Raw genomic sequence first — 24,723 nt, forward strand, 5'->3', positions numbered from 1 at the left:
CCACGGTCCGGAAGACCTCGAACACGTTGCCCAGGAACTCAACGGCCGCCCACGCAAAACGCTCGGCTGGAAAACTCCCGCCGAGCGTTTACGTGATTTACTACTAACCACCTAACCAACAGGTGTTGCAACGACCCCTAGAAACCGCCCTTCCAGTGCGGGGCCGACGTCGTTAAGTTTGGCTTCTTAGTCCTCGATGGTGGCGATGACAGCGCCGGCAGCGACCGTCTCACCCGCTGTGGCTGCCAGGCCGCGAACAGTGCCGGACTTGTGTGCGGTCAATGGCTGCTCCATCTTCATGGCTTCCAGGACAACGATCAGATCGCCCTCGGCCACGATATCGCCTTCGGCGGCTGCGACCTTGACGATGGTGCCCTGCATCGGCGAGGTCAATGCATCCCCACCGGCGGCAGCCGCTGCGGCCCCTGCCGAGCGGGAACGCTTCTTGGACTTGCCCGACTTGGTGCCCGAGCCGCTGGAAACAGCGGCGACGCTGGCGCCCAGGCCGGACGGCAGAACGACCTCAAGCCGCTTGCCGCCAACCTCGACGACGACGCGCTGGCGCTCACCGGCGTCGGGCGTTTCCGTACCCGCGCCGCTGGCCGTCCAGGCGGGGATGTTGTTGACGAATTCGGTTTCGATCCAGCGGGTGTGGACGCTGAACGGTCCCTCCACAGGTGCGAAGGCGGGGTCTGTGACAACGGCGAGGTCGAAGGGGATGACGGTTGGAATGCCTTCCACCACCATCTCCTCAAGGGCGCGGCGCGAGCGCTGGAGGGCTTGCTCGCGGGTGGCGCCGGTGACGATCAGCTTGGACAGCATGGAGTCGAAGTTTCCGCTGATGACGTCGCCCTGCTCAATGCCTGAGTCCACGCGGATGCCGGGGCCCGTGGGGTTCTTCAACGTGCTGACCGTGCCGGGTGCGGGCATGAAGTTACGGCCCGGGTCTTCGCCGGTGATGCGGAACTCGAAGGAGTGGCCGCGGACCTCGGGGTCCTCGTAGCCAAGAGCCTCCCCACGCGCAATGCGGAACTGTTCGCGGACGAGGTCGATGCCCGTAACTTCCTCGGAAACACAGTGCTCTACCTGGAGACGGGTGTTGACCTCGAGGAAGGAGATAGTGCCGTCCTGGCCCACCAGGAACTCGCAAGTGCCGGCGCCGAGGTAGTTGGCTTCCTTCAGGATCGCCTTGGAAGATTCGTAGAGCCGCTTGTTCTGCTCCTCGCTCAGGTAGGGAGCAGGGGCTTCCTCGACGAGTTTCTGGTTGCGGCGTTGCAGCGAGCAGTCGCGGGTGGAGACAACCACAACGTTGCCGTAAGCGTCCGCCAGGCACTGCGTCTCAACGTGGCGCGGGGCGTCCAGGAAGCGCTCGATGAAGCACTCGCCCCGGCCGAAAGCTGCTATCGCCTCACGGACTGCGGATTCGTACAGCTCCGGAATCTCTTCCATGGTGCGGGCAACCTTGATGCCGCGTCCACCGCCGCCGAAAGCARCCTTAATGGCGATGGGCAGGCCGAATTCCTCCGCAAACTTCAGGATCTCGTCCGCTGATTTCACGGGATCAGCTGTGCCGGGGACCAGCGGGGCGCCTACTTTTTCGGCGATGTGGCGCGCCTGGACTTTGTCGCCCAAGGCAGAGATCGCCTCGGGGGAGGGTCCGATCCAGGTGATGCCGGCGTCGATCACTTTGGCGGCGAATTCCGCATTCTCGGCGAGGAAACCGTACCCGGGGTGGATCCCATCGGCGCCGGCCTGCTTGGCGACGTCGATGATTTTCTCCATGACCAGGTAGGACTCAGCTGCAGTGTTGCCGCCAAGGGCATACGCTTCGTCGGCGAGGCGGACATGGAGGGCGTCACGGTCCGGGTCTGCGTAGACGGCTACGGAGGCGATGCCTTCGTCCCGGGCGGCACGGATGATGCGGACCGCGATTTCGCCGCGGTTGGCAATCAAGACCTTGGTAAGAGGGCTGGAAATGGGCTGCGCCGGGTTAGCTGACAAGTTGTTGACTCCTTCTGTCCTTGAGGAGCCTAGCGTGATTGTGAGGGTTCCGCCCATATTGATGGGGGATTCCGTGTGTGAGGAGAGGTTCCTTTGTAGGGTTGCTACAAATCGCTTCTACTGGCTCTTCGCGTCCCACAGCTCCGTGATGCCCACATTCGCATGGACCAGCAGGTCCCGGAGGGTGGAGATGGAAAGCCCGACGACGGCGTGCGGGTCACCGTCCACCTTGCGGATAAAGGCGCCGCCCAGGCCGTCGATGGTGAACGAGCCGGCGCAGTGCAGGGGTTCTCCGGTGGCGATGTAGGCGTCGATGTCGTTGGTGCTCATCTCTGCGAAATGAACCTCGGCGCTGGACACGGCGCCGACTGTTGCTCCCGAGCCGTCTGTTTCCTCAGTTCCGTCGTCGTCTACGTCCGCGGCGGTGTCCCGGCAGTCCACCAGCCAGTGACCGGTGTGGAGCACGCCCTTGGATCCGCTCATGCGCAGCATCCGCTCCCGGGCGACCTCCGCGGTGTAGGGCTTGCCGTGGGACTCGCCGTCGAACTCGAAAACCGAATCGCAGCCGATCACCAGGGCACCCTCGGCTTCGGGGAGCGCGGCCACAGCTTCAGCCTTTGCCCGGGCCAGCAGCAGCGCGGTGTCATGCGCGTCCGTCACGCCGTAATGCGCCTGCACCGCGTCCTCGTCCACGTCCGAAACCAGGACGTCATGCTGGATCCCCGCTTCCGTCAGTAACTTGGTGCGGGCAGGGGATTGCGAGGCAAGGATCAATCGGGTCACCGTCCCAGCCTAATACGACGTTCTCTCACGTCCTGCCCGTTTCCGGGCGATCTTCTCGCACTTCCTGCCGGTTTCCGGGGGATGTTCTCTCATATCACCTCGATGTGCCGCCGCCAACCCTCACTCGCCACAGTGCGGCCGAGGTAATCAATGCTCTGGTTCAGCTCGAGGCCAGGCACGACCTGATCCCGTGGCGCGGGCACCTGCCAACAATGCACCCAGAAATGCCCGACGTCGGCACCCAAGTTGAGTGCCGACGTCGGGCTTTCTGGGGGATGTGAGAGAACGTCGGTCAGATCGCCGGTGGATGTGAGAGAACATCTGTCACAGCCAGCGTGGATGTGAGAGAAGGTTAGTGGACGAGTTCCTCGGAGCCGGTCTTCGGACGGTCGGTGCGGTTCAGTTTGGCGCCTTCGACGTCCACATCCGGCAGGACGCGCTGCAGCCACTTTGGCAACCACCACGCCTTCTCGCCGAGCAGATACATGWCGGCGGGAACGATGGTCATGCGGACAACGAACGCATCAATCAGCACACCGAACGCCATTGCGAAGCCCAACGGCCGGACCATGGTGAGGTGGCTGAATATGAAGCCGGAGAATACACTGACCATGATGATCGCGGCCGCCGTGACCACTGCTGCGGCGTGGCTGAAGCCGGTGCGAACGGCGTGCTTGGCATTCTCGCCATGCATGAAGGATTCACGCATGCCCGATGTGATGAACACCTGGTAGTCCATCGCGAGGCCAAACAGCACACCGATCAGGATGATCGGCAGGAAGCTTAGGACGGCGCCCGGGTTGGCGACGTCGAAAATCGCACCCAACCAGCCCCACTGGTAAACGGCCACGACGGCGCCAAACGCTGCAGCCAGCGACAAGAGGAAACCACCGGTGGCGAGCAGAGGCACGACAATCGACCGGAACACCAGCAGCAAGAGGATGAGCGAAAGTCCGACGACGATCGCCAAGTACGGCGGGAGGGCAGCCCCGAGCTTGGCGGAAACGTCGATGTTGCCGGCCGTCTGACCGGTGAGGCCGATGCTGACGTCGAGGTCCTGGCGGATTTGGGTGCCCTTGGCGCGGACGTCGGAAACTACCTGGACTGTGCTGGCGCTTGCTGGTCCTTCTTTGGGAATGACCTGGAAGACGGCCGTCTGGCGATCTGCGCTCAGTGCCACCGGCACCGCGGCCGTGACGTTCTCCACGCTGCGCAGCTGATCCGCGACGTCGAACTGCTTGTTCTTGGCATCCGTTTCGCTGAGGCCTTCCGGGAACCCTGCGACGACGACGATCGGCCCCGTGACGCCCTCGCCGAAGCTGTTGCGTGTGAGGTCGTAGGCTTTGAAGGCTTGCGAATCGACCGGCTCGGATCCGCCGTCGGGAAGTGCCAAACGCAGCTGGGAAGCCGGCAGCGCCAAGGCGCCCAACAGCACCACGCTGGCCACGAGGGAAACCCACGGATGCCGTGTGACCAACCCGCCCCAGCCACTGCTGCTGCGCTTCTCTTCCAGGGCCCGGTCCGCGGCTTCGTGGCCCGGCTCGGCATTGTGCTTGGCAGCCTTGGCCCATGCACGCTTGGAAATCAGTCTGCGGCCGATCAAGGCGAGGATGGCGGGGGTCAGCGTCAAAGCCACGACGACGGCGACGGCAACTGTCGCTGCGGCGGCAACCCCCATCACAGCCAGGAAGGGCAGCCCCGGGACCACAAGTGCCGCCAGGGCGATGATGACGGTGAGGCCCGCGAACAGCACGGCGTTTCCGGATGTTCCGGTGGCGAGGGCTGCGGATTCCTCGCCGTCCATCCCGGCCAGAAGCTGGTTACGGTGGCGGTTGACGATGAACAGGGAGTAGTCGATGCCCACTGCAAGCCCAAGCATCAGAGCGAGCATCGGGGAAATGGAGCTCATGGTGATCACGCCGGTTAGGGCGAACGTTCCGCCGACGCCTACAGCCACGCCGATCAGGGCCATGACGAGGGGCAGGCCGGCTGCGATGAGTGTGCCCAGCATAAGGATCAGAACGAGAGCTGCCACGGCGACACCGACGATCTCCGCGACTCCGAAGATCTGCGAGACGTCCTCAGTGATTTCCTTGCTGGCATATGCTGTGACACCCGCGGAGGATACGCCCTGAACGATCTCCTGAACTTGCTTGCGGACGGCGGGATCAACGGCGTTGATGGAGGTCTTGAATTGGACCTGGGCGATGGCGGCCTTGTTGTCCGTGGAGACGAAGCGCATCCCCTCGGAGGCCTCCAACTGGCGCTTTCCCAAGGCCAACGCGGCGGCTCCGTCCGCTGCTTCCTTGGCGCCGGCGTCGAGCTTTGCTTTGTTGGCGGTTAGTTCGGCGTGCTGCGGCGCGAGTTGGGCCTCGATTTGTGCAGGTGTAAGGCCTGAGGCTGCCATCTGCTGTTCCGCTCCCGCAAGCTGGGCTTGGCCGGCTTCCAGTTGGGCGCGGGCGGCGTCCAGCTGGGTCTTGCCTTCGGCGGCCTTCGCTTCGCCAGCAGCAATCTCGCCGGCGGCCTTGTCCAACTGGTCCTGGGTGGTGAACGGATTCACCGTCCCTTGCACGTCCGGCATGGCTTCGAGCTTGTTGAGCGCAGTGGCTACGGCGTCCTTCTTGGCTTGGTCGAAACCAGAGTCTCCGGCGTCGAAGGCCACGCTCGCCGAGCCGCCTGACGCATCGGGCAGGGCTTCTTTGAGCTTGTCGGCCATCCTCTGCGTTTCCGTGCCGGGGATGCTGAAGTTGTTGGACATGGTGCCGTGGAAGGCTGCGGCCGAACCTCCCACGGTCACCAGGACTGCCAGCCACAGCGAGATGACCAGCCAGCGGCGGCGATAAGAAAACTTGCCCAGGCGGTAGAGGAACGAGGCCATGTCAGAACCGATCTGTGGAGGTGGGGGATGCTGCTGGTGAAGTTGACGCCGCTTGCGGGGTGACTTCCGACGACGGCGCGAAGCCGGCTCCCAGGAGGCCCATGGCGTCGATGAGGTGCTGGCGAAGAACCTCAAGCGAATCGGGCGATAGGTCAGGGCCTCGCTCGGCGAACCAGACTGTCATGGCCGCCTTGCCGCATGAGATGACAGATCCGGCAAGGGCATGCAGGTAGAGCTCGCTGGTGTCTGATCCGAGTCTGCTGCGGGCAGCGTCGATAATCTGCCCTGTGCAGTGTTCCCATGCTTCGAGTTCGGAACGGGCCAGGGAGCGGTTGTCCTGAGTGAGGCTGAAAAGTTCGGCCATGGGTGCTACCGACATGGGATCTGCGAGGGCCATCAGCGCGGCCTGCGCGGATTCGAGGATCGATTCCTCCGCCGGGCGCAATCGGAATTGCTCGAGGGCGCGATCCATGAAGCCGTCGGCGACGGACGCGAGGGCAGCTTCGAGGCTCGCGAAGTAGTTGAAGAAGGTCCGTCGGGAAACGCCTGCACTCGCGGTGATGTCCTCCACCGTGAAATTGCCGGGGCCGTTGCTGCGTAGAAGGTCCAGTGCCGCGGTGGCGATGGAGGCGCGGGTTGCTGCCTTGTTGAGCTCGCGCCGCGAGGGGCCGGCGGGCTCGCTGACTTCCGCGGTGATCGGTTCAATACTGTCTAGGGTCACATACTTACACTAAGTGCAACTTTGCACTCTGCGCAATATTAACCTGAGTGGTCGAAAATATCAGTTCTCATTGCCCGGCAAACCCATCCGGGCCGGGGGAGCTAATAATGTCGGCGCCTGCTGAAAGAGTGTGGGTATGGACTTGGACAGCGAAGGGCAAACGATGACCGCACTCTCATCGTCAGCTGTTCCTGCCCGCTTCATGCCTCCCGTTGCGGCCAGCGTGGTGAGCAGGGACCTTATCGATCAGATGCGTGCGCTGGAAGACATGAAGTCCGCTATAGCCGGTTTGCAGGCCAAGATTGCTGTGGCGTTCGACCTCGCCCAGCGCCAAGCCCAGGCCGAGATGGATGTCCCCTCCGCTGAGCGTGGTCAGGGTGTAGGTGCGCAGATCGCCCTGGCCCGGCGCGAATCACCGAACAAAGGGTCCCGGCTCCTCGGACTGGCCAAAGCACTGGTCTCGGAAATGCCGCGCACCATGGCCGCCCTGGAAACCGGACACCTGAACGAATGGCGGGCCACTCTGCTGGTGAAGGAAACAGCCTGCCTGTCCGTCGAAGACCGGGCAGCCGTTGATGAGGAACTCGCCCCCGACACCGGAACCTTCGACGGCGCTGGAGACAAAACCATCATCGCCGCCGCGAAAGCCGCAGCCTACCGGCGGGACCCGCGCTCCGTGACCCAACGCGCAGCCCACGCCGCGTCCGAACGGCACGTTAGCCTCCGCCCGGCCCCGGACACCATGACCATCCTCACCGCATTGCTCCCGGTCGCTCAAGGCGTCGCCGCGTATGCCGCCCTCAGCCGTCATGCTGACTCGGCCCGCTCGGGCGGGGACACCCGGACCCGGGGCCAGGTCATGGCCGACACCCTGACCGAACGCCTCACCGGCACCCCCGGCGGGATCAGCGGTGTTGATGTGCAGCTCGTCATGACCGACCGGACCCTTTTCCAAGGCGACAGCGAACCAGCACGGCTTACTGGCTACGGAATTGTCCCCGCCGAATGGGCCCGGACCCTCGTCGCCGGAGACAGCAGCCAGGCAGACGGCGATCCAGGGAATGGCGAGGCGGACGGAGAGTCGCGAATCAATGGTCAGAGCGGAACCAGCGGCGAGGCCGGGATTGTGGGAAAGGCCGGGACCGACAACCAAGCGGAATCCGGGCAGGCCAACTCGGGTACGAAACGCACGGACCGCGAGGACCTTAGGGTCTTGCTTCGCCGTCTGTACACAGCACCGGCCAGTGGTGAACTGCTGGCCATGGACTCCAAAGCCCGGCTCTTCCCACCCGGAATGCGGCGCTTCATCGAAACCCGCGACGACACCTGCCGCACCCCTTACTGCGACGCGCCCATCCGCCACACAGACCACGTGGTTCCCTGGCACTACGGCGGTGCCACGAGCCTGGCCAACGGCGCGGGGCTCTGCGAAGCCTGCAACCACACCAAAGAAAACCCCGGCTGGAACGTGAAAACAATCCCCGGCGGCAGACATGAACTCGAAGTCAACACACCCACAGGACACAGCTACCAATCCAAAGCCCCACCTTTGCCGGGTCACCCACCACGGTCAACATCGCCGTCCGAAACCTAGGCCAGCAACAGGAATTCACCTCCGGCACGACGAATCCCGCATTTGTTCGCTCTATTCACCGTTCAACTGCGAGTAGAGCGTACAAGGGCGGGACCCGTGGCGCGAAGGGAAGTAGGTCAGAACTGGTGCGGGGGTGCCTGCGGCGCAGGGTGAGTCGGCTGCGCTGGCTGTTGCTGGCCCTGCTGTGGTGCCTGCTGCCCTTGTCCCGGCTGGGACGCGGTCTTGGTCAAGTACACGGACTGCCCAGTGGCGCCGGGTTCGCCTTCGCCGAGCGGGAGCACGTATACGGCCGTGCCATAGGCGCAGACTTCAGTCCAGTTGGTCCCCATTTCGGAGGTGTCGAAGCGCATGGCGACAATTGCGTTGGCGCCGCGCTGCTGGGCCTCGTTGACCATGCGGGCCATGACTTCCTGTCGGCTTTCATAGAGTGCCCTGGTCATTTCAGGCAGCTCGCCGCCACCGAGGGAGCGGAAACCGGCCAGCATCTGGGAGCCGATATCGCGGGAACGGACAGTGAGGCCCATGACTTCGCCGAAGACGGCGTCGATGCGGTGGCCGGGTATCTCATTGGAGGTGACGATCAACATGCTCCGAGCCTATCCAGCTTTCGCCGTTAAACCGCGCAATCCCGGGGGGAGAAGTCCCCAAGGGATTGTGCGGTGCGAAAAGCCAGCTGGTGCTATGCCTTGGAATCGGCCAGTTCGCGCGCCTCGTTCTCGGCAGCAGCCGTGTCGTTGGCGAACTCGTCAGCGAACGCGGCGCCATTGCGGGGCGCGTTGTACAGCGATTCGTCCAGGATGCCCTGGCGCTTGGCGACGATTGCAGGGATGAGCGCCTGGCCTGCCACGTTGACGGCTGTGCGGCCCATGTCCAGGATGGGGTCGATCGCCAGCAGGAGTCCAACGCCGGCCAACGGCAGTCCCAGCGTGGACAGGGTCAGCGTGAGCATGACGACGGCGCCCGTGGTGCCTGCCGTGGCAGCGGAACCGAGCACGGAGACCAGCACAATGAGGAGGTATTGGCTGAAGTCCAGGTTGATGCCAAAGAACTGGGCCACGAAGATCGCTGCGATGGCGGGGTAGATGGCTGCGCAACCGTCCATCTTGGTGGTGGCGCCCAGCGGCACCGCAAAGGAAGCGTAGCCCGAGGGAACGCCGAGGTTACGCTCGGCGACGCGCTGCGTGAGCGGCAGCGTTCCGATCGAGGATCGGGAGACGAAGGCCAACTGCACGGCCGGCCATACACCGGAGAAGTACTGCTTGATGGAAAGGCCGTGGACACGGACCAGGATCGGATAGAGGACAAAGAGCACTAGTGCCAGGCCGATGTAAATGGCGGCGGTGAACTTGCCCAAGGAGCCGATGGTGTCCCAGCCGTAGATGGCAACGGCGTTGCCGATCAGGCCGATGGTGCCCAGTGGAGCGATGCGGATGATCCACCACAGGACCTTCTGGATGACGGCCAATGCCGAGGCGTTGAAGTTCAGGAAGACTTCTGCCTGCTTGCCGACCTTGAGCGCAGCAATGCCGACGGCGATCGCGACCACAAGGATCTGGAGCACATTGAAGCTGACGGAGGTGCTGACTGTGGTGGCCGCGTTGGCGCTCTCCGTGACAGTGGAGCTCGCGCCGAGTCCGAGGAAGTTCTTCGGGAAAAGCCCGATCAGGAACGCCCACCAGTCACCGGTCTTGCCGGCGTACTCGGCCTTCTGCGTGATCCCGGTAGCTGCACCAGGCTGCAGGAGCACACCCAGGCCGATGCCGATGAGCACCGAAACCAGTGAGGTGATGGCAAACCAAAGCAGCGTGTTCCAGGCGAGGCGGGCCGCATTGGAAACCTGGCGAAGGTTGGCGATGGAGCTCACCACCGCCGTGAAGATCAAAGGAACGACGGCGGTCTGCAGCAACGAGACGTAGCTGGAGCCAATCGTTTGAAGAGTTGCGCCGAGGCCGTTGGGGGCGGTCTTGGTACTGCCGGTGTACTTGGCGATGAGGCCAAGGACGAGGCCGATGATGAGGGCGGCAATGATCTGGACGCCGAAGGATCCTGCCCACTTGGGAAGCTGGAAGCCGCTCTTTGCAGGCGCTGAAGTGATGTTATTTGAGGTGCTCACAAGAACACGCTAGGTGCACCCCAAATAACATAGCGAACGGACGTTTAGAAATATTACGCCGCTACAACACCCCTATTCGGGCCGTGCCTTGAATACCGGCGAACTACCGCTCGAGTATGAAGTTATTCCCCAGCCCACTGTGGCCACTGTCTCGGTCAAGGGACGCGCTGCGCCGCCGTCGTCGAYTGGCAAGGCACCATGGCCGGAGGACAGACATCCGGCAGCGTGCGTCAAAGCGACGAAGTGGGCCCACGACGCCAGGGTTCCCTGGCCGAGCTTGCGAGGCGAGGGTGGCGTTGGGGCGCAGCACGCAGAGGATGTGTGTCCTCCGGACACGCCGGACCTTGCAACTTAACCAAGCAACGCCCGGCGCAATACGTCCAAACCGACCGAGCCAATGTTTAGTGCCTTGCTGTGGAAGGACTTCAGATCGAACCCTTCGCGGGTTTCAAGCTCGGCCCGGATCTGCTCCCAGAGCCGCTGACCCACCTTGTACGAGGGTGCCTGCCCGGGCCAGCCGAGGTAGCGGGTGAATTCGAACTGGAGCTGGCCTTCGCTGATGTCGAGGTTGGCCTTGAGGAAGTCAAAGCCCTTCGCGGGCGTCCAGGTTCCGGTGCCCCAGCGTTCGGGGACGGGTAGTTCCAGGTGGACGCCAATGTCGAAAACAACGCGGGCGGCACGCATGCGTTGGCCGTCCAGCATGCCCATGTGGTCGCCGGGGTCTTTTAAGTAGCCCAGTTCCAGCATGAGCTGCTCGGCGTAGAGTGCCCAGCCTTCGCCGTGTCCGGAGACCCAGCAGACGTTGCGGCGCCAGTTGTTGAGGAGTTCGCGGCGGTAGGTGGCGGTGGCGACTTGGAGGTGGTGGCCGGGTACGCCTTCGTGGAAGACGGTGGTTGTTTCGGACCAGGTGGTGAAGGTGTCTTCGCCGGCGGGAACGGACCACCACATGCGGCCTGGCCGGGAGAAGTCGTCGGAGGGGCCGGTGTAGTAGATGCCGCCTTCGTCGGTGGGGGCGATCATGCATTCGAGGGTTTTCATGACGTCCGGGATGTCGAAGTGGACGTCTGCGAGCTCGGATACTGCGCGGTCCGAGAGCTCCTGCATCCACGCCTTCAGTGCGTCTGTGCCTTTGATCTGGCGGGCTGGATCGTTGTTGAGGATGCTTTTGGCTTCTTCGATGCTGGCGCCGCGTTTGATCTGCGCGGCTACCTTTTCCTGTTCGCTGATGAGCCGTTCCAGCTCTTGGACGCCCCACGCGTAGGTTTCCTCGAGATCAACGGCCGCCCCCAGGAACGAACGGGAGGCCAGGGCATACCGTTCCCGCCCTACCGCGTCCTTTTCCGGGGCAGCGGGGAGAAGCTCGTCCTGGAGGAAAGTACCCAATGATTCGTAGGCTGATCGTGCAGCGGAGGCACCGGCGTCGAGCTTGGACTGAACGTCTGCGGGAAGCGGCTGGCCACCAAGGGCAGCGGATGAAGCCATCTTGGCGAAGAATCCGTCCTCGGCGGCGTACCGGGCAGTTTGTTCGATGACGATTCGAACCTGGCGCGCGGCGGCTACTTTGCCGTCTTCCTTGGCGGCACGAAGCGAGGAGATGTAGCCCTCGATGGCGCCGGGAACGTTGGCCGCACGGCCGGCAATGTGCTCCCACTGCTCCGCCGTATCCGTGGGCATGAGGTCGAAGATGGCGCGGATATCCTGGGCGGGCGAGGCGATGTTGTTGAGGTCGGCAGCATCCCAGCCGGTGTCGTGGATCTCCAGCTCCAGCCCGAGCCGCTCGCGCATAGCGTCCAGGGTGACGACGTCGGACTCGTCGGTCGGTTCCAGCGCCGCCAACGATTCCAATGCCTGCCGGGCAGCCTGTGCATGGGCCTCGGCACCCGCAGGCGAGTAGTCCTGATATTCGGTTTCGTGCCCCGGCAACCCCAACGTGGTGGCGAAGCTGGGGTTGAGTTCGATCAGCTTTTCCGTGTACGCGTCAGCAACGGAATCGATGGCGGTCTTGGGTCGTGCAGGCGTGTTTGCAGTAGTCACCCACAGAGCCTAACCGTGAGTCGGCTCACGTGAAAGGGTTGTTGCACTTTCTCGCGCCACCGCGATGAAGCGAACTATCCGCGGCTGCGCTTCCACGCGCCCGGACCCGGCGTGGGGTCCAGGCGCAACTGCTGACGGCGTACCCAATGACGAACGTTCGGCTTTGCAGGCTCCGTCGTCGGGGGTACTCCGACAGAAGCGACGACGGCGGCAAGGGCCGCGAGCTCCTCGGCGGTGGGTTCTCCCTTGACCACGGAGAACATGGGAGCGACGGGTTCGGGCGCTGAAGGGTTATCGTCTGCCCGATGCTTTGCAGGGCTCATAGGGGGATGTTCCCGTGCTTCTTGGTGGGCAGGCTGGAGCGTTTGTCGCGAAGGGCGCGCAGGCCGCGGATGATTTGGAGGCGCGTGTCAGAGGGTGCAATAACGGCGTCGACGTAGCCCAGCTGAGCTGCCTGGTAAGGGTTGAGGAGTTCTTCCTCGTAGCCCTGGATGATCTCGGCGCGCTTGGCCTCGACGTCGCCGCCGGCCTCGGCAACCGCTGCGAGGTCGCGGCGGTAAAGGATGTTCACTGCGCCTTGGGCGCCCATGACACCGATTTGGGCTGTGGGCCACGCGAGGTTCAGGTCCGCGCCCAGCTTCTTCGAGCCCATCACGATATATGCGCCGCCATAGGCCTTGCGGGTGATGACGGTGAGCTTGGGCACGGTGGCCTCAGCGTAGGCATACAGGAGTTTGGCGCCTCGACGGATGATTCCCTGGAATTCCTGGTCCTTGCCGGGGAGGAAGCCGGGCACGTCCACCAGCGTGATGATGGGGATGTTGAAAGCGTCGCAGTGCCGGACAAACCGTGCGGCTTTCTCGGATGCGGAGATGTCCAGGGTGCCTGCGAACTGCATCGGCTGGTTCGCAACGATGCCGACGGTGTGACCTTCGACCCGCCCGTAGCCAATGATCACGTTGGGGGCATACAGCGACTGCATTTCAAGGAAGTGGGCGTCGTCCACGATCTGCTCAATGACCTTGCGCATGTCGTACGGCTGATTGGCCGAATCCGGGATCAGTCCATCCAAGGCGAGGTCGTCGTCGTCGAGTTCCAATTCCTGGTCGTGTTCTACAACCGGCGCCTCGGAGAGGTTGTTGGAAGGCAGGAAGTCCAGGAGTTCGCGGACGAATTCAATGGCATCGGCTTCGTCGGAGGCAAGGTAAGTGGACGTACCGGTGGTGGCGTTGTGCTGGCGGGCACCGCCCAGCGTTTCCATATCCACGTCCTCGCCCGTGACGGTTTTGATGACATCCGGGCCGGTGATGAACATGTGGGAAGTCTTGTCCACCATGACCACGTAGTCGGTCAGGGCGGGGGAGTAGGCAGCGCCGCCGGCGCAGGGGCCCATGATGAGCGAGATCTGGGGGACGACGCCGGAAGCGTGGACGTTGTTGCGGAAGATATCCGCGAACATGGCCAGGGAAGCCACGCCTTCCTGGATGCGCGCGCCGCCACCGTCGTTGATGCCCACAACCGGGCAGCCGTTGCGGAGGGCGAATTCCTGGACCTTGACGATCTTCTCGCCGTTGACCTGGCTCAAGGAGCCGCCGTAGACGCTGAAGTCCTGGCTGTAGATGGCAACGAGCCGCCCGTCCACTGTGCCGTAGCCGGAGACGACGCCGTCGCCCAGGGGCTTCTTTTTCTCCATGCCGAAGGCTGTGGAACGGTGGACGGCCAGGGCATCGAACTCAACGAACGATTCGGGATCGACCAGGAGGTCAATGCGTTCGCGGGCAGTGTTCTTTCCGCGTGCGTGTTGCTTTTCGATCGCTTCCGGGCCGGAAGGCTGCTCTGCACGGGCCTGGCGGTCGCGGAAGTCTGCAATCTTTCCCGCTGTCGTTGTCAGATCGTGGCTCATCAAGTGTCTCCGGCTCTGTAGCTGATTTTCGCTGGCGCAGTTCTGTTGCGAACAAGTAGCTGACTTAAGTAGCTTCCGTACAAAGAAAAGGCCCCGCTGGCCAGTCTAGTGACGCCATTGCCGCGAACCGCTGTAGAAACCCTACAATTTTCAGCGCCCAAGCCAAAGCTGTCGCTATGTTACCCGTCAGTAACATACTTGGGTTAGAGTGTCTGCATGACTCCAACCCCTTATGTAGCCAGCGGTTCACTCAAGGGCCGCACCATCATCATGTCCGGAGGCAGCCGTGGAATCGGATTGGCCATCGCCACCCGTGCCGCACGCGACGGCGCCAATATCGTCCTGATGGCCAAGACCGGAGAACCCCACCCGAAACTGGAAGGAACCGTCTTCACAGCGGCCGATCAACTGGTTGCGGCAGGTGGCCAGGCGCTGCCGCTCGTGGGCGATGTACGCAATGACGACGACGTCGCCGCGGCGGTGAGTGCCGCCGTCGAGCGCTTTGGGGGAATCGACGTCGTCATCAACAACGCGTCAGCGATTGACCTCTCGCGCACGGATGCAATTGACATGAAGCGTTACGACCTCATGCAGGACATCAACGTCCGTGGAACCTTCCTGCTCTCCAAGCTGTCCCTCCCTGCGCTGCGGGAATCCGGGGACGGGCACATTCTCACGCTCTCTCCACCGCTGAACCTCGATCCAAAATGGGCCGGGATGCATCTGGCCTACACCATGGCCAAGTATGGAATGAGCCTCACCACCCTGGGACTCGCCGAAGAGCTTAAGGACGACGGCGTCTCGGTCAACTCGCTCTGGCCTTGCACCCTGATCGATACCGCGGCGATCCGGAACATGCCCGGTGGGCAGCAGATTGTGAAGGCCGCCCGCGGACCGGAGATCATGGCAGATGCTGCGCACGCTGTGCTGACCGGCGCCAACCTTGGCGACGGCTCCACGGGTTCGGGTAACTTCTACACCGACGAAGAAGTCCTCAGGGCTGCCGGTGTGAAGGAGTTTGCGCCATACAGCCTCGGCGCGCCTGAGGACCGCCTGGTGCAAGACATCTTCCTCTAAGCGGATTCCCATGTTTCGGGCAGGTTCTGCGGGCCGCAACTGGATAGGATTCAGCTATGGATGCCGAACAGCCTGCCAGCAGCGAACCCCTCGACCCCAGGCCCGGGGAAGACCGGCCGTCATTGGACCGCGAGGCACTGCTCCAGCCTGATTTCCTGTCGGCAACCGGAATTTCCCAAGTGAATATTGTCGAGTCCACGGGATCCACCAATCAGGACCTCGTGCGTGCCGTAACTTCGGAGCCCAAAAAATGGGCCGACCTTGCTGTGTTGACCGCCGAACACCAGACGGCGGCACGCGGACGGCTGGACAGGCACTGGGAATCGCCCGAGCGCTCCGCCGTCTCCGTGTCGATGGTGCTGCGGCCCGTCACAGCCGAGGGCATGCCCGTGCCGACGCAGAGCTACTCCTGGCTCTCACTGCTAGCCGCCGTTGCCCTGCGCGAAGCATTGCAGGAAACGGCCGGCATAACTGCAGAGATCAAGTGGCCCAACGACGTCCTGATTAATGGACGGAAGGTTGCCGGAATCCTGGCTCAGATGACGCCACTGGGTGACGGATCGGTCCCTGCAGTGATCCTGGGCGTTGGCCTCAACGTCTCGCTGGCGCAGGATGAATTGCCGGTACCAACCGCAACGTCCCTGGCCTTGGAAGGTGCGACGACGACGGACCGCACCGCGCTGCTGAAGAGCTACCTTTCCCGCTTCAGTCGGCTTTACCGCAGCTTCTGCAACTCAGAAGGCGATCCCGCGGCAGGGTTGGCAGGTGGCCCCTCGCTGCATAAGCGCGTTGAGTCGGCAATGGTCACCTTGGGACGCGAAGTGCGCGCGCACCTGCCCGGCGACCACGAAATAGTGGGCCACGCCTCCCGTTTGGACGAGCACGGATCGCTCCTGGTGGTGGACCACGGCGGCCGGGAACACGTTGTGACGGCTGGTGATGTGGTCCATCTGCGCGCCACGGAAAGCGGTTATGCGTAAAGAGTTGCTTCCGGGGGAGCAGGTCATCACCATCACGCGGCAACAGCCCCGCTCGCTGTTCTTGCCAACGCTGGCCTTCATCGTGATTCCTGCCCTGGCGGCGTACGCCTGTGCATGGATCATCAAAGGAAATCCGCAGCGCCTTGCCCCGTTCATTACAGTGGAATGGACGCCATGGCTTGTCGGTACCTGTGTGGGCCTGGCAGCGCTCGTCCTGATGGCCTACAGCGTGAAGCGGCTGTTGAAATGGCGTTCAGTCAGGTTCATCCTGACGAGCCGCCGGATAATTGCCAAGTATGGAATGTTTCGCCGCGGTGACTGGCAGGTGTCATTGATGGCGGTTCGCAGCGTGGGGGTCCACCAGAACCTGCTGCAGCGGACATTGCACTCCGGGAATATATCCTTGGATACCGGGCCCTCCGGCGAAGCCGTCTTGACGGACGTACCGGAGGTCGGAAAATTCAGGGGCTTCATTCTTGACGCCATGGATGAACTGCCCAAGGGTGGGATTTTTGAGGGTGAAGTCCTGTCGGATTTTGATGGGTTGCCGTGGGAATTGAGAGAAGGTGGAAGAGATGAGCGTTGAGGATCAGCAGTCCGGCGAGGACCTGGACGAGGAGTTCGACGCCGTACCCGAACCTTCAGTGGATGAGGACACGGAACCAGCGCCCATCCAGGCGCCCGTGACCACCGGCCCGCCCACCGGCGTGATGTCCGCCGAACGCCTGGCGATCAAAGCGCTTGAGGCGAGGTTGCTTGGTGGCGAACGCAAGCTCCGCCGTCGTGAAGTTGCTGCAGGTGCCGGTGTCTCCATTCTTTCCGCCCGGAAGTTGTGGAGGGCTTTGGGCTTCCCCAACTTCGGGGACGACGACGTCGCTTTCACCGAGCGTGACCAAGCAGCTTTGTCCACCATTCTTGACCTTGTCCGCGCGGGGATCCTCACCGAGGAAGCTGCCATATCCGTTACCCGCTCCATCGGCCAGATGACGGACCGCATGGTGGTCTGGCAGATCGAAGCGCTGGTTGAAGACATGGTCCAGGAACAGGGGATTCCGGATGCCGTGGCCCGCAAGCAGCTGGTGGGCCAGCTGCCGGCGCTGGTGGATTCCCTGGAAGAGATCCTGGTCTACTCGTATCGTCGTCAGCTCAATGCCGGTGTTCAGCGGCTTGCCGTTCGTGCCGAGGCAGGCCTGCAAGCGAGCGAAGAAGGCCGCGAAGGGGACGAGGACGATTCTCCTTTGCCTTTGGCCCGTGCCGTAGGGTTCGCCGACCTCGTCTCCTACACAAGCCTCTCCCGGCGCATGAACGAGAAAACCCTGGCCCAAATGGTCCAGCGCTTCGAGAACAAATGCGCCGAGATCATCTCCGTGGGCGGCGGGCGCCTGGTTAAGACCGTGGGCGACGAAGTTCTCTATATTGCCGAGACCCCAGCTGCGGGCGCGGAAATTTCCCTCGCTCTGGCCCAGGCTTTCACGGAGGACGAGATCCTGCCCCAGGCCCGGGTGTCCATGGTGTGGGGTCGCATCCTGTCCCGACTCGGCGACATCTATGGCCCCACCGTGAACCTTGCGGCGCGGCTGACCACCCTGGCCCAGCCGGGGACGGTGCTGGTTGATGCGATGACCGCTGCTGCACTCGGACAGGACGAACGCTTCGTGCTGGTCCCGCAAAAGTCCGAGAATGTCCGTGGTTTCGGCGAAATCCACCCCGTGATGCTCGCCCGTGGCCGCGGCAAGGGCCTGGTTCTGGACTAACGCTCTCTCACGTCCTGCTGATTTTTGGCGATTGTTCTCTCACGTCCTGCGGGTTTTTGGGCATCCTTCTCTCACGTCCTGCGGGCTTTTTGGGCGTCCTTCTCTCACGTCCTGCGGGCTTTTTGGGCGTCCTTCTCTCACGTCCTGCTGGTTTTTGGGCATCCTTCTCTCACGTCCTGCTGGTTTTTGGGCAATCCTTCTCTCACGTCCAGCGGGTTTTTGGCGATCGTTCTTTCACGTCCCGCCCTTACCGGTTTAGCCGCGAAAGCTTAAGCCCGACGTCGGGAGTTTGCGGTCCTTGGTTTTCCCGAGGCAGCCTCATGCCCCGCGAAGAAGAAGACACGATCAAGGCTGCTCAACGGAACTCCCGCGCGTCGGCCGAAAACCCGTTGGACGTGAGAGAGGATCGGCCAGAAACCGGTTGGACGTGAGAGAGGATCGGCCAGAAACCGGTGGGATGTGAGAGAGGATCGGCCGAAAACCGGTTGGATGTGAGAGAGGATCGGGGTGCGGGTTTCGCAAATCGATGGAATACCTAGAATTCTGATGAGCGGGCGAGGGGAGTTCTCCCCATCGCCACCTGCCCGGGGGAGGCCATAGGCTGTCACAGCCAATGGAGAGTTCAATCTCGGGTTTCCTTGGCTACTCGTGCGGTGCGTGGGATAGTCTTAGGGACTGAAAATTCCGCCGCCGTATGKGGGTACTGCGGAATGCGTGGCTGCCGGCACATGCCGGTTGGCCTGGACGCCGCCTGGGGGCGGCTGTACACAAGGGAATTTTGGGGCTGTGACATCTTTCTTCGGCAAGCTGGGGCTGAAAAAGCGTCGAAACAAGAAACTCGTATCTGCAACTGCTGTGACTGCGGCCGGCGCCTTGCTGGTAGCGGGCGCAGTCCTGTATCCGGGGTTCAAGACGGCCGAGGTCGATTTGAACGACGGCGGCGTGTGGGTTGTGAGCAAGACCAAGAACGCCGTGGGACGCCTGAATTATCCCTCTCGGGTTCTTGATGGAGCCGTGACACCGGCAACCACCACCTTCGATGTCCTGCAGCATGACGGCAACGTCTTTGTGGACGATGAGTCCGGCTCCACCATCAACCAGGTCTCGGCGGCGAACCTGAAGTTGGGTGGCGACAAGCAGCTGCCCTCATCCTCGCAAGTCAGCTACGGTTCCAGCGTCCTCTCGGTCACGGACCCCGCCCGCGGAAAAGTGTGGGCACTCTCGCCGTCCACCGTCAACGGCTTTGATGAAGAGTCCACGGAACCCGTCCTCACGGGCGCCCAGAACATGGTCTCCGCCGTCGGACAGGACAACCGCATTTACACGGCGGACCCCGGCAAGGGCGAAATCACCGTCACCACCGTGGATGCCAACGGCGAGCGGACTGCCTCGGAAGTAAGCAAGGTGGACGAGCTCAAGGGTGCGGGTGATCTGCAGATTGCTGTTGTGGGCGACAAACCGGTTGTGCTGGATGCCGCATCCGGAAACCTCTTCCTCCCCGGTGGCCGCAAGCTCCAGCTACAGGACGCCCGGGAAGCCAAGCTCCAGCAGAGCAGCGAAGACAGCGGCTATGTGGCCATCGCTACGCGCAAAGCCCTCCTGAAGCAGCCTTTGGACGGGTCCACGGCAGCGACAGTCACCGTGGACGGCGAGGGAGTTCCCGCCGCGCCCGTGCAGGTCAGCAAATGTGTTCACGCAGCGTGGGCCGGGGCCAACAAATACATTCGTGATTGCGACAATGACGCAGACGACAAGAAAAACGATGTCCCCAAGGCCAGCGCATCGCCCAGCTACGTCTTCCGTGTGAACCGGGACCTCGTGGTCCTCAACGACATCAACTCCGGTAGCGTGTGGCTGGTCAACCAGAACATGCAGCTCGTGAACAACTGGGACGATGTTGTCCCGCCAAAGAACCAATCCGATGACCAGGACCAGGAATCCGCGGACAACAACACCATCAACGTCCTCCCCGACCGTACCAAGCCGAACCGTCCGCCCGAGACCAAACCCGATGAGTTCGGCGTTCGTCCCGGCCGCACTTCCGTTCTGAGCGTCCTGGACAACGATTCAGATCCCGACGGCGATGTCCTCACCGCCTCGGTTGGCACCAACGGCCCGAAGTCGGGTGCGCTGGAGAACATTTACGGTGGCTCAGCATTCCAGATCAAGGTCCCTCCCACCGCGAAGCCCGGCACGGAGGTCTTCGACTACAACGCAGCGGACGGCCGTGGCCTGTCGGCTGGTGGCAAGGTGACGCTGCACGTCGTCGCGCCGGAAGAGAACAAGCCCCCACTGTTCAAGCGTGCCGAGCCCACTACGATGCTCGTGGAACAGGGCAAGTCCGTTAGTCAAAACATCCTTACGGACTGGATGGATCCCGACGGCGACGACCTCGTCCTGCTGGACGCCAAGGCTGACAATGACCAAGACCAGGTCAAGGTCCGCCGCGATGGGTTGCTCACGTACCAGGATTCCGGCGCAGCACCCGGCAAAAAGAACGTCACCATCACCGTCTGGGACGGCCGCGCCACCACCACAGGCCGGGTGGTGGTGAATGTGCAACCGCCCGGAGCCCTCGCACCGGTAGTTAACGCGGACCACGTCACAGCAGTGGTGGGCCAGGACCTGGTCATCTCCCCGTTGAAGAATGATGTTGACCCCAACGGCGGCGCCTTGCGCGTGGCCCATGTTGAGGCCGCCGGCCCGGCAGAGCTGGGTCCAGTGACCGACGGCGGAACCTTCACGTTCCGCAGCAACACCCCCGGTCCTGTGTATTTGAGTTACATCGCCAGCAACGGACCACAAAGCAGCCAAGGTTTGATCCGCGTGGATGTGGAGTCCGGCAAGGACGCCGGAGCCCCGGTTGCTGTCCATGACGTCGCCCTGTTGCCTGTGGGTGGAAGCGTGTTGGTTGATCCCCTCGCGAACGACTCCGATCCTTCCGGCGGAGTCCTCGTCCTCCAGTCGGTGACCGTGCCCGACGGGTCCTCGGCATCGGTCAGTGTGATCGACCACAGCGTCCTTCGCGTCACTGACGTCCTCGGCGCCAAGGAACCTTTCGTGTTCAGCTACACCATGTCCAACGGCCGCGCCTCGGCCACCGGAACGGTGGGCGTCGTCCCGGTGCCGGCCCCCGCCGTCGTCGAGGCTCCCCAGCCGAAACCCGACGAAGTGAACGTACGCGTCAACGACGTCGTCACTATTCCAGTCCTGGACAACGACACGCATCCGCAGGGCGAGAAGCTCTCTGTTGATCCGGTGTTGGCCCAGCCCATTGCCGAACAAGACGGCAAGGCGTTCGTTTCCGAAAACACGCTCCGCTTCATCGCAGGTCCTGCCCCCAAGACCGTGCGCGCCATCTACAACGCCGTGGATCCGCAGGGTCAGAAGAGCGCCGCTGCAGTGACCATCCACATCCTCCCGTTGGAAGGCGCCCAGAATTCGCGCCCACAGCCCAAGAACCTGACGGCGCGGGTAGTGGCTGGCGGCAGCGTCCGCATTCCGGTTCCGTTGGATGGCATAGACCCCGACGGCGACTCGGTCCAGCTCACCGGCATCGACAGCACACCCAGCATGGGAACCGCGACGGCGGGTAGCAACTTCATCGATTTCGTCGGCGCAGGCGACGGCGCAGGTACCGTTACGTTCCGATATAAGGTGATTGACCGCCAAGGAGCGGTCAACACGGGAACTGTCACTGTCGGGGTAGCGCCGCGCGGTGAAGACAACCAGAAGCCGGCTCCGGTGGATGACGAAGTCAAGGTCCGACCAGGCCGTCAGATTGCCGTGGATGCTATGGCCAACGACACCGATCCGGATGGTGACTTGATCCGGATCATGGCCGATGGCATTGAAGCTGACCCGGGCTTGGACGCCCATGTGAGCAAGACCAGTGGCCGCATCCTTATTACGGCGCCCTCTGCTGAAGGCACCGTGAACGTCCGCTATTTCGTGGCGGACGACCGCGACGCCGTGGGCCAGGCCAGCATCAGGGTGATCGTCAAGAACGATATCCCCCTGCAGGCCCCGATTGCCCGCGACGACCGCGTGACGTCGGCGCAAACTCTCGGGAAGACAGCCGTGGATGTTCCTGTCTTGAAGAACGACGAAGACCCCGATGGCGTGGGGGAGAATCTCAAGATCAGTACCGGGTTGGAGACGGCCCGACCCGGATCTGAGGGCAACGTGATCGTTGACCTCACGGAGCAGCCTCAACTGGTGCCTTACACCGTAGAGGACGTGGACGGACAGAAGTCCACGGCTATTATCTGGGTGCCAGGCATCGGGCAGCAGGTTCCCACGTTGGCCAAGGACGAGGTGGTGGAGTTGGTATCGGGCCAGTCCGTCACCGTAAATTTGGCCGACTGGGTCAAGGTCCGTGATGGACGTTCACCCCGCCTCACCCAGGCGGACCGCATCAAGCTCATCGGGGCCGACGGCAGCGATCCTATTGCCAATGGTGGTACTGCAATCAAGTACACCGCAGGCGCAGAATATGTGGGCCCGGGATCCATCAGCTTTGAAGTCACGGATGGAACCGGTCCTGATGATCCCAACGGCTTGAAGTCCACGCTCAGCATCCGTACCAAGGTGCTTCCGGACCCCAATAAGAACAATCCGCCCACGCTGCTTGGCAGCCAGGTTGAGGTTCCCAAGGGGGACTCGGCGAGCCTGGACCTGGAGAAGCTGACCTCGGATCCTGATGCCGACGACGTCCAGAACATGAGCTACGAACTGGTGGGCGCTGCGCCCGGTGGTTTCCGGGTGAGCGTCGACGGCAAGACACTCAAGGTGTCCGCTGATGATTCCGTGCAGATCGGCCAGAGCGGCACAGTCCAGGTGAAGGCCAAGGACCGCCGCGGACTGGAAGCACTCGCTACGTACAAGCTCTCCCTGTCCGCATCCAACAGGCCTAAACCCGTGGCCAATGATGACGTGGAACCCGATGCCCAATCTGGCAAACCGGTCACGGTCAATGCGCTGGCGAACGACTCGAACCCGTTCCCGGATACACCTCTGAAGATCGTCTCGGCTGTAACGGAGACTGGCCAGGGGACGGCGGATTCCAGTGGTGGAAACGTGACGGTGACGCCGGCAACGGGCTTCACCGGAACGATGGTTGTGGCATACACAGTGCAGGACAAGACGGGGGAGCTCTCGCGGTACGCCACGGCGCGCATCCGGCTCACGGTGAAGGACAAGCCGGCGGCCCCGACCACTCCGCTGGCACAGAGCGTCGGCGACCAAACAGCCTTGCTGACCTGGAATGCCCCTGCCGACCGTGGTTCGCCCATCACCAAATATACGGTGTACGGCGAAGGCGGCTTCAAACAGGAATGCCCTGCCAACACCTGCACGCTCACGGGCCTGACCAACAACGTGAAGTACCACTTCGCGGTGACGGCTACCAACGCCATCAACGAGTCCGATCGCTCGCCGCTGTCTGCCGAGGTTCGACCCGACGTCAAACCGGACACCCCCGTGGCGCCGACGCTCAAGTTCGGTGACAAGCAGTTGTCCGTAGCCTGGGTCCCGCCCGCCAGCAAGGGCTCGCCCATCAAGTCCTACGATCTTGAGATCTCCCCGGCTCCTGCGGGCCAGAATCCCCAGATCCAGAACCTCACCGGTGCAAGCTACGTCTGGAAAGGCCTGACGAACGGCGTTGCCTACCAGGTTCGCGTCCTGGCCAGGAACGACGCCAAAGAGCCCTCGGAGTGGAGTCCCTACTCGGCCGCCGAAACTCCGGCAGGGGTACCGGCAACACCGGCTGCTCCCTCCGTGTCCGGCGCAGGATCAGTAGGCAGCCAGAGCCAGTTGAAGGTCAGCTGGGTAGCTCCCAACAACAATGGCGACCCCGTGTCTGCCTACACGCTGACCACCTACCGGGGTGGCGCCGTCGTGGGTTCCCAATCTGTAGCCGCGACATCGCAGAATGTCACCGTGGCAAACGCTGAGGCTGATTACACCTTTACTGTTTCGGCTACCAACAAGGCCGGTGTCAGCGGAGTCAGCCAGCAGTCGGCTGCTATTCGTGCTGCGGGCAAACCCGGCACGGTGGGCAGTGGTTCGGTCGCTGCAACTGGAAGCAGTGGACAGCTCCGGGTGACGTTCACCCCGCTGACCGCCGCGGAACGCAACGGTTCGCAGGACAACGAGATCACCTACCGCTGGCAGACCGCCTACGGTTCGGGTCCGATTGGCCGGGGCGGCGGAGACATCGGTGGCCAGCCGAACGGCACCAACGTGGTGGTCAACATCATCGCCACTTCAGTGAAGAACGGCATGTCCGGCGATGCCAAAGCGATCGGCACGGGGAACCCCTACGGGCCTCCGAACGCGCCGAACGTCAACGGTGGAAAATCGGCAAAGGGTGACGGCCAGGTGCACTGGACGTGGAACAACCCATCCATGAACGGCCGTCCCTTGGATCACTACGAAGTCAGCCTGGATGGTGGCGGTTGGAACGGCGTGGGGAAGGCCACGAGCTTTGATGCCTCCGGTGGCGGTTGGAACAACACCCGCAACCTGAAGGTCAGGGCTGTGACTGTCGTGGCCGGACCGGCAGGCAGTGCCAACTCCACCAGCGGCGACGACCCCACCCCACCGCCGCCAGCGTCACAGATCCAGGTGGACGCCAGCAGCGTCCGCACCTGCCCGGGCAAACCCGGTCTGCCGGACTCCTACACTCCGGGCAGCCCTGCCGGTTGCGGCGTCGGCTGGGTGGAGCGCTCCTGGGGCAAGATCACCATCAATTGCACCAAGGACCTTTACGGCAACGGCACCCCCTGGTACCGGCTCCAAGGCAGTGCCAAGGACGGCTGGTTCGTCAAGTCCACCACGGTGGATCTCTACGGACCCCGGCCCGGCGGTTGCTGAATTGCCCAC

15 protein-coding genes are annotated in these 24,723 nt (G+C 62.9%); 6 read left to right on the forward strand and 9 right to left on the reverse strand.

Annotated features, from left to right (window positions below; all coding sequences use genetic code 11):
- Positions 1–186 precede the first annotated feature (186 nt).
- From AC1DCM_RS14530 to AC1DCM_RS14545, 4 genes are all read right to left on the reverse strand, one after another.
- Complete coding sequence (locus AC1DCM_RS14530) at positions 187–2,058, reverse strand: acetyl/propionyl/methylcrotonyl-CoA carboxylase subunit alpha (RefSeq protein ID WP_477518778.1); 1,872 nt, start codon at positions 2,056–2,058, stop codon at positions 187–189.
- 60 nt (positions 2,059–2,118) lie between these two features.
- Positions 2,119–2,784, reverse strand: coding sequence for a Maf family protein (locus AC1DCM_RS14535; protein ID WP_477518779.1), 666 nt, complete (start codon positions 2,782–2,784; stop codon positions 2,119–2,121).
- A 352-nt stretch (positions 2,785–3,136) separates the two neighbouring features.
- Entirely contained in the window at positions 3,137–5,662 is a 2,526-nt protein-coding gene (locus tag AC1DCM_RS14540) for an MMPL family transporter (RefSeq protein ID WP_477518780.1), read from the reverse strand.
- A gap of 1 nt (position 5,663) precedes the next feature.
- Positions 5,664–6,383: a TetR/AcrR family transcriptional regulator gene (locus AC1DCM_RS14545; RefSeq protein ID WP_477518781.1), complete on the reverse strand. Its 720-nt coding sequence runs from the start codon at positions 6,381–6,383 to the stop codon at positions 5,664–5,666.
- Between the two features lie 202 nt (positions 6,384–6,585).
- Here AC1DCM_RS14545 and AC1DCM_RS14550 point away from each other — a divergent pair, with 202 nt between their 5' ends.
- Complete coding sequence (locus tag AC1DCM_RS14550) at positions 6,586–7,977, forward strand: HNH endonuclease (protein WP_477518833.1); 1,392 nt, start codon at positions 6,586–6,588, stop codon at positions 7,975–7,977.
- 116 nt (positions 7,978–8,093) lie between these two features.
- On the opposite strand, the gene AC1DCM_RS14555 is transcribed toward AC1DCM_RS14550, so the two are convergent.
- The 5 genes from AC1DCM_RS14555 to AC1DCM_RS14575 form a co-directional block, all read right to left on the reverse strand.
- The gene (locus tag AC1DCM_RS14555; protein WP_442019086.1) at positions 8,094–8,564 is read right to left on the reverse strand and encodes a YbjQ family protein; all 471 of its coding nucleotides are present in this window, start codon (positions 8,562–8,564) and stop codon (positions 8,094–8,096) included.
- A 92-nt stretch (positions 8,565–8,656) separates the two neighbouring features.
- Entirely contained in the window at positions 8,657–10,090 is a 1,434-nt protein-coding gene (locus AC1DCM_RS14560; RefSeq protein ID WP_477518782.1) for a dicarboxylate/amino acid:cation symporter, read from the reverse strand.
- 351 nt (positions 10,091–10,441) lie between these two features.
- A complete protein-coding gene (locus tag AC1DCM_RS14565; protein ID WP_442019084.1) occupies positions 10,442–12,124 on the reverse strand; it encodes a DUF885 domain-containing protein in 1,683 nt (560 codons plus the stop codon).
- 74 nt (positions 12,125–12,198) lie between these two features.
- Complete coding sequence (locus AC1DCM_RS14570; RefSeq protein WP_442019083.1) at positions 12,199–12,447, reverse strand: acyl-CoA carboxylase epsilon subunit; 249 nt, start codon at positions 12,445–12,447, stop codon at positions 12,199–12,201.
- Positions 12,444–14,027 carry an acyl-CoA carboxylase subunit beta gene (locus tag AC1DCM_RS14575; RefSeq protein WP_477518783.1) on the reverse strand — a complete coding sequence of 528 codons (1,584 nt, stop codon included), beginning with the start codon at positions 14,025–14,027 and terminating at the stop codon, positions 12,444–12,446. The genes AC1DCM_RS14570 and AC1DCM_RS14575 overlap by 4 nt, the downstream gene beginning before the upstream one ends.
- Before the next feature lie 216 nt (positions 14,028–14,243).
- On the opposite strand from AC1DCM_RS14575, the gene AC1DCM_RS14580 reads away from it, so the two are divergent.
- The 5 genes from AC1DCM_RS14580 to AC1DCM_RS14600 all read left to right on the forward strand — a co-directional run bounded on the left by AC1DCM_RS14580 (position 14,244) and on the right by AC1DCM_RS14600 (position 24,714).
- Complete coding sequence (locus tag AC1DCM_RS14580; RefSeq protein WP_442019081.1) at positions 14,244–15,104, forward strand: SDR family oxidoreductase; 861 nt, start codon at positions 14,244–14,246, stop codon at positions 15,102–15,104.
- Positions 15,105–15,160: 56 nt separating this feature from the next.
- On the forward strand, positions 15,161–16,084 hold the full coding sequence (locus AC1DCM_RS14585; RefSeq protein WP_442019080.1) for a biotin--[acetyl-CoA-carboxylase] ligase: 924 nt from the start codon (positions 15,161–15,163) through the stop codon (positions 16,082–16,084).
- On the forward strand, positions 16,077–16,670 hold the full coding sequence (locus tag AC1DCM_RS14590; protein WP_442019079.1) for a PH domain-containing protein: 594 nt from the start codon (positions 16,077–16,079) through the stop codon (positions 16,668–16,670). Before AC1DCM_RS14585 ends, AC1DCM_RS14590 begins: the two co-directional genes overlap by 8 nt.
- A complete protein-coding gene (locus AC1DCM_RS14595) occupies positions 16,660–17,838 on the forward strand; it encodes an adenylate/guanylate cyclase domain-containing protein (RefSeq protein ID WP_442019078.1) in 1,179 nt (392 codons plus the stop codon). The genes AC1DCM_RS14590 and AC1DCM_RS14595 overlap by 11 nt, the downstream gene beginning before the upstream one ends.
- A 786-nt stretch (positions 17,839–18,624) precedes the next feature.
- Positions 18,625–24,714, forward strand: a complete 6,090-nt coding sequence (locus AC1DCM_RS14600; protein WP_477518784.1) for an Ig-like domain-containing protein — start codon at positions 18,625–18,627, stop codon at positions 24,712–24,714.
- Positions 24,715–24,723 lie beyond the last annotated feature (9 nt).

The organism is Paenarthrobacter sp. 10N417, assembly GCF_056394745.1.